Source organism: Bradyrhizobium sp. 62, from assembly GCF_023073035.1.
GTDB lineage: Bacteria > Pseudomonadota > Alphaproteobacteria > Rhizobiales > Xanthobacteraceae > Bradyrhizobium.
The window spans coordinates 188198-197152 of sequence record NZ_JADPIT010000019.1; the positions used below are offsets into that span (position 1 = coordinate 188198).

An 8955-nucleotide genomic window follows, 5' to 3' on the forward strand; every position below is an offset into this window, starting at 1 on the left:
CAGTTTGTGGCTCGGCTCTCGCACCACAATCAGGCACCCCTCAACGCGCCCCGAACGTGGTCTTGCCGAACAGCGCCTTCTGGGTCGAGGGCTGCGAGCGCCAGAATTGAGGCGGCGCTTCAACCTCGCCGCCGAGCTCCGCTGCGGCGTGCCAGCCCCAGCGCGGGTCATAGAGCAAGCCGCGGGCGAGCGCGACCATGTCGGCCTTGCCGGATGCGACGATCTCTTCGGCCTGCTTGGGCTCCGTGATCAGGCCGACGGCGATGGTGGGCAAACCCGTCTCGCGCTTGATGGCTTCGGCAAACTGCACCTGATAGCCGGGGCCGAGCGCGATCTTCTGCAGCGGCGAGACGCCGCCGGAGGAGGCATCGATCCAGTCGACACCGCGCGCCTTCAGCGCCTTGGCGAACTCAATCGTCTGCGCCAGATCCCAGCCGCCCTCGACCCAGTCGGTCGACGACACCCGCATGCCGACCGGCTTGTCGTGCGGGAACACCGCGCGGACCGCGTCGTAGACCTCCAGCGGAAAGCGCATGCGGTTCTCGAGCGAGCCGCCATATTCGTCGGTGCGCTTGTTCGAGATCGGCGACAGGAACTGATGCAGGAGGTAGCCGTGCGCGCCGTGCAGCTCGATCGCGTCGATGCCGATGCGATCGGCGCGCTTCGCCGACTCCACGAAGGCGTCGCGGACGCGCTTGAGGCCGGCGGCATCGAGCGCCAGCGGCGCGGCTTCGCCCTCCTTGTGCGGCAGCGCCGACGGCGCCACGGTTTGCCAGCCGCCCTGGTCCTGCGGGATCAGCTGGCCGCCGTCCCAGGGCCGCGCGCTCGAGGCTTTGCGGCCCGCATGCGCGAGCTGCATCGCCACCGCCGTCGAGGAATGTTTCCGCACCGAGGTGAGGATCTGCTTCAGCGCGGCCTCGGCGGCATCGCTGTAGAGCCCGAGGCAGCCCGGCGTGATGCGGCCGATCGCCTCGACATGGGTCGCCTCGATGCAGAACATCGCCGCGCCCGACAGGCTGAGATTGTTGATGTGGGTGAAGTGCCAGTCGGTGGGAACGCCGTCCTCGGCCGAATATTGGCACATCGGCGACACCACGACGCGGTTCTTCAAAGTCAGGCCGCGCAGCTTGATCGGGGAAAACAGGGCGCTCATGCGGGGGAGTTCCGAAAGGGAGGGAGGGCGATGCAGGGGAGTGTAGTGAGGGAAACGCGGATTGCCAGCCGCGCCGGGGGAATGGCCGCCCGTAGCGTCATGCATTGCGGCCGCGCCGCCCTACTCCACCAGCGCGAACTGCAGCAGCAGGGTGCGCTGGAGCATCGAGAAATTATCGTCGGACACCAGCGTCAGCACGGTCTCGCCGTCGGCCGTGACGTGGGCGTCGATGCCTTCCATGTTGTCGATCTCGTGGCCGAGATCGGCCTTGAACAGCACAGGGCCGTCGACCAATGCGCCCGGCGCGATCGATTTCAGGGGGATCGCACGGATGCGGATGTCGACGCCGGTGAACCAGGAGAATTTGCGTTCGAGGATCAGGAGATCGCCCGAGGGCAGCAGCACGGCGTCGCTGATGAGCTGCTGATCGGTGCGGCGAATGCTGAACTGGCCGGGCGTCGGGCCGCCGATCAGGAAGCCGATCAGATTGCCGTCGGCATCGAAGCCGCCCTCCGACAGCGCGATCAAGGTGCCCGCGAGCGGCTGCCCTTTGGGGACAAACACCAGCGCCTCGAGCCCCTTGTTATAGGGCAGTTTCCGTACTCCCGGCGGCGTCGGCAGCACCTCGCCGCGGGCGCTTGTGCCGCCCTTCGAAAAATCGAACCGCATGATCTGGTTGACGCGCTCGAGCCCGACATAGACGAGGTCGCCGTCGCGCGCGAGCGCTTCGGTGTCGTACCACAGCCGCTTCTCCGTGATCGGCCGCCCCTCCGCATTGAGCACCGGCGCGGCCACGACGTCGTCGAGACCGGTCATGCTCCGCCCGGAATAGCGGATGCGACCGGTGAACCAGGTGCCCTGGTCGGAGACCGCGAGGAAGCGCTCGCCTTTGGTGTCGAGAAAGCGGAAGCCGGACAGGCCGCCGAAGCCGCGATGCGGCGAGGTCAGCACCAGGCCGCCGCGATAGTCCAGCGAACCGAACCGCGTGCGCGCGCGGTCGCGCGGCTCGAAATTGGGGATCGGCCGCGCGTTGACCTCGATGCCGACGGGCGCTGCGACGGCGTGCTCGATCAGCGCCGGCTTCGGCGCAGGCTGCGCCTGCGCCAGGCGAGACAGTGCGAAAGTGGAAAATCCCGCCGCCGCGTGGCCGATAAAGCTGCGGCGGGATCGATGATTGCTCACGAATGCAGTTTGCGTCGCGGGCGGCCGGCCGGTTGCGTGGGCGCGGTGTTGGTCTCGCTGAACAGTTCGGCGAGCTTTTCAGTGATGGCGCCGCCGAGCTCTTCGGCGTCCACGATCGTCACCGCGCGGCGATAATAGCGCGTCACGTCGTGGCCGATGCCGATCGCGATCAGCTCGACCGGCGAGCGGGTCTCGATCTCCTCGATGATGTGGCGCAGGTGCCGCTCGAGGTAGTTGCCGGGATTGACCGACAGCGTGGAATCGTCGACCGGCGCACCGTCCGAGATCATCATCAGGATCTTGCGCTGCTCGGGCCGGCCGAGCAGGCGCTTGTGCGCCCAGTCGAGCGCCTCGCCGTCGATGTTCTCCTTCAACAGCCCCTCGCGCATCATCAGGCCGAGATTTTTTCGCGCACGGCGCCACGGGGCGTCCGCCGACTTGTAGATGATGTGGCGGAGATCGTTGAGACGGCCGGGACTGGCCGGCTTGCCGGCGGCAAGCCACGCCTCGCGCGATTGCCCGCCCTTCCAGGCACGCGTGGTGAAGCCGAGAATCTCGACCTTGACGCCGCAGCGCTCCAGCGTGCGGGCGAGGATGTCGGCGCAGGTCGCCGCGACCGTGATCGGGCGGCCGCGCATCGAACCGGAATTGTCTAAGAGCAGCGTCACCACGGTGTCGCGGAACGTCGCCTCCTTCTCGTGCATGAAGGACAGCGGGTGATAGGGATCGGTCACCACGCGCGACAGCCGCGCCGGATCGAGAATGCCCTCTTCGAGATCGAACTCCCAGGCGCGGTTCTGCTGCGCCATCAGGCGCCTCTGGAGGCGGTTGGCGAGACGGGCGACGATGCCCTGCAGATGCGCGAGCTGCTTGTCGAGATAGGCACGCAGCCGCTCCAGCTCGTCATGGTCGCAGAGGTCCTCGGCGGCGATGACCTCGTCGAACTTCGGCGCGAAGGCATGATATTCCGGCCCGCGCGGCTCGTTCTTGCCGTGCGAATTCGGCCGCGTCGCCTCACCCGGCGTCTCGTCGTCGCCGAGCTCGCCGTCGTCGAAGGTGTCGGAGGTCGAGGCCTGCGCGCTTTCCATCGCGCTCTCGCTCATCTCCTCGCTCGAGGCCTGTGCCTGGTCGGCGCTCATCTCCTGCGCGGCGTCGGAATCGGGCGAGCCCTCGGCACCGGACTGATCGTTGTCGCCGTCCTGGTTCTCGTCGTTCTCGTCATTGTCTTCACTGTCGGCGCTGCGCTCGTCACCGATCTCGAGCGCCGTCAGCAGATCATGCACGGCATCGCCGAACCTGGTCTGGTCCTCGACCACGGTATCGAGCCGGTCGAGCCGCCTGCCGATCTTGTCTTCCAGGATGGGACGCCAGAGATCGACCATCTTCTTGGCGGCCGTGGGCGGCGCCATGCCGGTCAGGCGCTCGCGCACCAGCATCGCCAGCGCGTCGGCGAGCGGCGCGTCGGCGCGATCGGTGATCTCGTCGAACTTGCCGCGATGGAAATGGTCGTCGAGCATCGCGGTGAGGTTTTTCGCAACGCCCGCCATGCGCCGCGCGCCGATCGCCTCGACACGGGCCTGCTCCACCGCCTCGAACACGCCGCGCGCCTGCGGATTGCCCGGCATCAGCTTGCGATGCACCTTTGGATCATGACAGGCGAGCTTGAGTGCGATGGAGTCGGCGTGGCCGCGCACGATCGCGGCATCACGCCTGGTCATCTTTCGCGCGGGTTCGGGCAGCCGCGCCTTGCCCGGCGCGAGCCCGGGCCGCTCGGCGGCGAAGCTGACATCGAGCTCGGGCGCCTTGGCGATCGCCTTCAGGCAGGAGGCCACCGAGCGCTTGAACGGCTCGGTCGGGGCTTCCTTGGTGTTGCGGAACTTGGAGTTGGAGGTGGTGCTCATCTCGATCTCACCGTCGTCCCGGCGAAGACCGGGATCCATAGCCACCGACGGTTATTGCGTCAGGGAAAACTATCAGCGTCGCTTCACCGAGAGACCTCGCGGCATGGGTCCCGGTCCCCATGCGCAATTGCGCACTCGGCCGGGACCACACACCGAGAGAGATCAGCTGAGCGCCACGTTCACCGCCGATTCCGGCAGCTCCGCATTGAAGCAGCGCTGGTAGAACTCGGCGACGAGAGGACGTTCGAGCTCGTCGCATTTGTTGAGGAAGGTGACCCGGAACGCAAAACCAATGTCGCTGAAGATGTCGGCGTTCTCGGCCCAGGTGATCACCGTGCGCGGGCTCATCACCGTCGACAGATCGCCATTGGCGAAGGCGTTGCGGGTGAGATCGGCGAGGCGAACCATCTTGTTGACGATGTCGCGGCCCTCCGTGGTGCGATAGTGCTTGGCCTTGGCCAGCACGATCTCCACTTCCTCGTCATGGCTGAGGTAGTTCAGCGTGGTGACGATCGACCAGCGGTCCATCTGGCCCTGGTTGATCTGCTGGGTGCCGTGATAGAGGCCCGAGGTGTCACCGAGACCGACGGTGTTTGCGGTCGAGAACATGCGGAATGCCGGGTGCGGCTTGATCACCTTGTTCTGGTCGAGCAGCGTCAGCCGGCCGGAGACTTCCAGCACGCGCTGGATCACGAACATCACGTCCGGACGGCCGGCGTCGTATTCGTCGAACACCAGCGCGACATTATGCTGGAGCGCCCAGGGCAGGATGCCGTCGCGGAATTCAGTGACCTGCTTGCCGTCGCGGACCACGATCGAGTCCTTGCCGACGAGGTCGATACGGCTGATGTGGCTGTCGAGGTTGACGCGCACGCAGGGCCAGTTCAGTCGCGCGGCGACCTGTTCGATATGGGTGGATTTGCCGGTGCCGTGGTAGCCCGTGACCATGACGCGGCGGTTGTGCGCGAAGCCGGCGAGAATGGCGAGCGTGGTGGCGCGATCGAAGCGGTAATCGGAATCGACTTCGGGGACGTGAGGATCGACTTCGGAATAAGCGGGGACTTCGAGATCGCTGTCGATCCCGAACACCTGGCGCACCGACACCTTCATGTCGGGCAAACCGGAAACTTCCTCAACTTTGGACATCGCGGCGGTCGTCATCAATCCTCCGAGGTCCCGGGCGATCCCGAGACCAGTTATTGCACGTTGGCTGCGGCTGGGTGCGATCGCGAACCTATCAGAGACAACGTGCGGGCAGAAGCCCGCCCCTCAATCAAAGTTCCGTTGTCTTTTCATTTAGATAGGCAAGGAACGCGATTTTTGGAAGGCTGCCCTGCGAATCACGCCTGAATTTCGTGCCAAGGGCGCGGTCCTGCCCACGCGGGTGGCACTTTTACCGCCGCTTGTTACTTATGTAGGGTCCGAATGCAGGGCCCGAACCCCGAGGCCCAATCCCACCACAGAGACGACGTGACGTCCTTTCTCGATCCCCTCATTTCATTCGTCTCGGCCCATGCGTGGCTGGCCTATCTGACCCTGTTCCTGGCGGCCCTGCTGGAGGCGGTTCCGGTGGTGGGGTCAGTCATCCCCGGCTCGACCATCATCCTGGCGCTGAGCGCCCTGGTCCCGGGCGGCGAGCTTAGGCTGCAATGGGTGTTGCTGGCGGCAGCCCTCGGCGCAGTGCTCGGCGACGGTTCGGCCTACTGGATCGGCCACCGGCAGCAACGGGAGATCCTCGACACCTGGCCGTTGACCAATTATCCGCGCGTGGTCGAGCAGAGCGAGAATTTCTTCCACCGCTTCGGCACCTGGGCGGTGTTCTTCGCCCGCTTCGTGCCGCCGATCCGTGCCTTCGTCCCGGTCACCGCGGGCGCGCTGGGCATGCCCCCGGCCCGCTTCTATGCCATCAACATCCCGGCGATCCTGGTCTGGGCGCCGGCGCATGTGCTGCCGGGTGTTTTGGCGGTCTCAGTGCTGCACGAATATGCCGGGCTGCACCACCATGGACATGTCGGCAAGCACATCTGGATCCTGACCGTGATCGGCGTCGCGATCGTTCTGGGCCTGGCGGTCTGGATCTATCGCCGCCGGAATGGCGGCGGCATCGCGGTGGCGAAGCCGCGAGGGTGATCTATCCAAGCACACCACCCTCATCCTGAGGGCCTGCCAACGACCGGCGTCTCGAAGGATGGCCGCGGGCGACAGCGGGGCCTGCATGGTTCGAGACGCGCGTTCCGCGCTCCTCACCATGAGGTGTTTTGATCATCCCTTGGAATCCGCAACCCCCGCCCTCCGCCCCGGCGCAGGCCCGACATACCTTGCCCGCGGCCTGATCAGCTTGCCGTGCTGTAGCTGCTCGCTCGCATGTGCGATCCAGCCGACGCTGCGGGCCATCGCGAACAAGGCGAGCTCGCTGCCTCCGGGCAGGCGCAACGCGTGCACGAGCACCGCGAGCGCGTAGTCGATGTTGACGAGCTCGCCGGTCGCCTCGGCGATCCGCTCCGGCACCTCCTTGGTGAATTTGCGCGGTGCGCCGGCGCGGGCCAGGGCATTCAGGAGCGACTGCGCGCGCCGATCGCCCCGCTTGTAGACGCCGTGACCGAAGCCGGCAAAGCGTTCGCCGAGCGCGACGCGTTCGCGGACCAACGGCTCGACGTCACGATCCACCAGCGCCTTGACAAGCTGCGAGGCGAGCACGCCAGCACCGCCGTGCTTCGGTCCCTTCAACGCGGCGAGGCCGGCGATGACGGAGTCATAAAGATTGAGGCCGGTCGAGGCCGCGCAGCGCGCGGTGAAGGTGGACGCGTTCAACTCATGCTCGGCGAGCAGAACCAGCGCGCGACGTATCAGATCGGCCGCGTGCTTGTTGTCGGGCGCCCAGGCCCTCGCGATCTGCTGGTGTAGCGGCTCGGCGGACGGGTCCGTGTTGAGCATGGTCGCGACCAGGAGCCGGACGATGCGCGCACCGACCATCGCACGTCCATCATGCGCGCGGGTGAAGGCGCGCGGATCTGCGCTCGACGCGAGCGCCAGCACGGCAATGGCACGATCGATCGGCGCGGCGCGACGCGCGGCCTGCGCGATCAGGCGCATCTCATCGGAGATCGCAGGCTGATTATCCGGCGCGAACGGATCGACGCCGGAGACGTCCCACAAAAGCGTCGCCGTGTGCTCCAGCGTGTCGTGCTCGGCGAGATCGACGCAATTGACGCCGCGATAGATCGCGCCGTCCTCGGTGATGGTGGAGATCTCCGTGTCCATGACCGGCAGATCGGCATCGAAGCTGCGCAGGCCGCGCGGCTCCGGCGACGGCACCCGGCGCTCCTTCAGCGCCCGGACGTCCTCGGCGCGATAGCGGTTCTTGCGCGAGTCCGGCGTCGGCTCGGACCGGACCAAGCCGCGGCTGACATAGGCGTAGAGCGTGGCCGGCGAGATCGCGAGTTCGGCGGCAGCTTCCCGGGCGGAGAGGTAAAGCCCCTCGGAATTTTTCATATTGATTTATATAATCAAGATTGATCAATCTGTCGAGAGGCCCGACCTTTCACTGGTGCAAAGGAGATTTGGGCCATGAACATCCACCTCACCAAGAGCCAGATCGGGCTGGACGGCGTTCCCGCGGCCGAAACCGTGCTGAGCCATGTCGACGGCGAGCGCGGCGAGTTGATCATCGCCGGCGAGCATGTCGGCCGATTGGCGAGCCAGTCGAGCTTTGAGGGCGTCACCGCCCGGCTCTGGAACGGCGCCAGCACGACCACGCTGAGCGAAGCCAATGTGGGCGCGAGCCTCGGCGCGGCACGCGAGCGCGCCTTCGCGCGGCTGGATGAGCTGCTGCCGGCAACGCGCGGCATGAGCGTCGTCGACGGGTTTCGCGCGGCGGTCGCGGGACTTCGCGCCGAGCACGACCTAGCCCATGAGGCGACGATCGTAGGCGCATTCCCGGTAATTGCGGGCGCGCTCGTCCGCCGCGCTAGGGGTCTCGATCCCGTGGCGCCCGATCCGAACGCGAGCCACGCCGCCGATACGCTTCGCATGCTGCACGGACGCGCGCCCGAACCACGCGAGGTCACGGCGCTGGACGCCTATCTCGTCACCGCCAGCGACCACGGCATGAACGCCTCGACCTTCACCGCGCGCGTGGTGGCCTCGACGCAGGCTGATCTATTCGCCGCCGTCACCGCCGGCTATTGCGCGCTGACGGGTCCGCTGCATGGCGGCGCGCCGGAGCCGGTGCTGGAAATGCTCGACGCCATCGGCTCGCGCGAGCGCATCCAGCCCTGGGTGGATGCGGCACTCGCCCGCGGCGAGCGGATGATGGGTTTTGGTCATCGCGTCTATCGCGTGCGCGATCCGCGCGCCGACGTGCTCAAGACGGCGATCGAGGTGCTGGCCTCGGACGGCGCCGACCTGCCCTTTGCCGGCGAGGTGGAGGCCTACATCCGCAGCGCGCTGCGCAAGAAGAATCCGGACCGGCCGCTGGAGACCAATGTCGAGTTCTTCACCGCGATCCTGCTCGATGCGCTGGCGATCCCGAGGCAGGCCTTCACGCCGATCTTCGCGGTGGCGCGCGCCGCCGGCTGGACCGCGCATGCGCGCGAGCAGCAGCGGACGGGGCGGCTGATCCGGCCGAGCTCGTCATATGTGGGGGCGATGCCGGAGGCGTGATGAAACGTAGCCTGGATGGAACGGCGTTCTTTCCCTCTCCCCTTGTGGGAGAGGGTG

7 protein-coding genes are annotated in these 8955 nt (G+C 66.7%); 2 read left to right on the forward strand and 5 right to left on the reverse strand.

Annotated elements, in window-relative coordinates; all coding sequences use genetic code 11:
- Positions 1-40: 40 nt before the first annotated feature.
- The 4 genes from IVB47_RS22580 to cobS form a co-directional block, all read right to left on the reverse strand.
- Positions 41-1153: an NADH:flavin oxidoreductase/NADH oxidase gene (locus IVB47_RS22580; protein WP_247464416.1), complete on the reverse strand. Its 1113-nt coding sequence runs from the start codon at positions 1151-1153 to the stop codon at positions 41-43.
- A gap of 120 nt (positions 1154-1273) precedes the next feature.
- Positions 1274-2335, reverse strand: a complete 1062-nt coding sequence (locus IVB47_RS22585) for an esterase-like activity of phytase family protein (RefSeq protein ID WP_247464418.1) — start codon at positions 2333-2335, stop codon at positions 1274-1276.
- The gene (cobT, locus tag IVB47_RS22590) at positions 2332-4236 is read right to left on the reverse strand and encodes a cobaltochelatase subunit CobT (RefSeq protein ID WP_027567980.1); all 1905 of its coding nucleotides are present in this window, start codon (positions 4234-4236) and stop codon (positions 2332-2334) included. The genes IVB47_RS22585 and cobT overlap by 4 nt, the downstream gene beginning before the upstream one ends.
- A 162-nt stretch (positions 4237-4398) precedes the next feature.
- Entirely contained in the window at positions 4399-5397 is a 999-nt protein-coding gene (gene cobS, locus IVB47_RS22595; protein WP_007599232.1) for a cobaltochelatase subunit CobS, read from the reverse strand.
- Positions 5398-5706: 309 nt separating this feature from the next.
- Here cobS and IVB47_RS22600 point away from each other — a divergent pair, with 309 nt between their 5' ends.
- A complete protein-coding gene (locus tag IVB47_RS22600) occupies positions 5707-6366 on the forward strand; it encodes a DedA family protein (protein ID WP_247464421.1) in 660 nt (219 codons plus the stop codon).
- A 132-nt stretch (positions 6367-6498) separates the two neighbouring features.
- On the opposite strand, the gene IVB47_RS22605 is transcribed toward IVB47_RS22600, so the two are convergent.
- A complete protein-coding gene (locus IVB47_RS22605) occupies positions 6499-7728 on the reverse strand; it encodes a citrate synthase family protein (protein WP_247464424.1) in 1230 nt (409 codons plus the stop codon).
- Positions 7729-7803: 75 nt separating this feature from the next.
- Between IVB47_RS22605 and IVB47_RS22610 the strand changes: the two genes are divergently transcribed.
- Entirely contained in the window at positions 7804-8898 is a 1095-nt protein-coding gene (locus IVB47_RS22610) for a citrate synthase/methylcitrate synthase (protein WP_247464427.1), read from the forward strand.
- The last annotated feature ends 57 nt before the right edge of the window (positions 8899-8955 follow it).

Excerpts from the sequence above, each read along its gene's own strand:
- IVB47_RS22580 (WP_247464416.1), bottom strand. The coding sequence starts at position 1,153 with ATGAGCGCCCTGTTTTCCCCGATCAAGCTGCGCGGCCTGACTTTGAAG.
- cobT (WP_027567980.1), bottom strand. The coding sequence starts at position 4,236 with ATGAGCACCACCTCCAACTCCAAGTTCCGCAACACCAAGGAAGCCCCG.
- cobS (WP_007599232.1), bottom strand. The coding sequence starts at position 5,397 with ATGACGACCGCCGCGATGTCCAAAGTTGAGGAAGTTTCCGGTTTGCCC.
- IVB47_RS22605 (WP_247464424.1), bottom strand. The coding sequence starts at position 7,728 with ATGAAAAATTCCGAGGGGCTTTACCTCTCCGCCCGGGAAGCTGCCGCC.
- IVB47_RS22610 (WP_247464427.1), top strand. The coding sequence starts at position 7,804 with ATGAACATCCACCTCACCAAGAGCCAGATCGGGCTGGACGGCGTTCCC.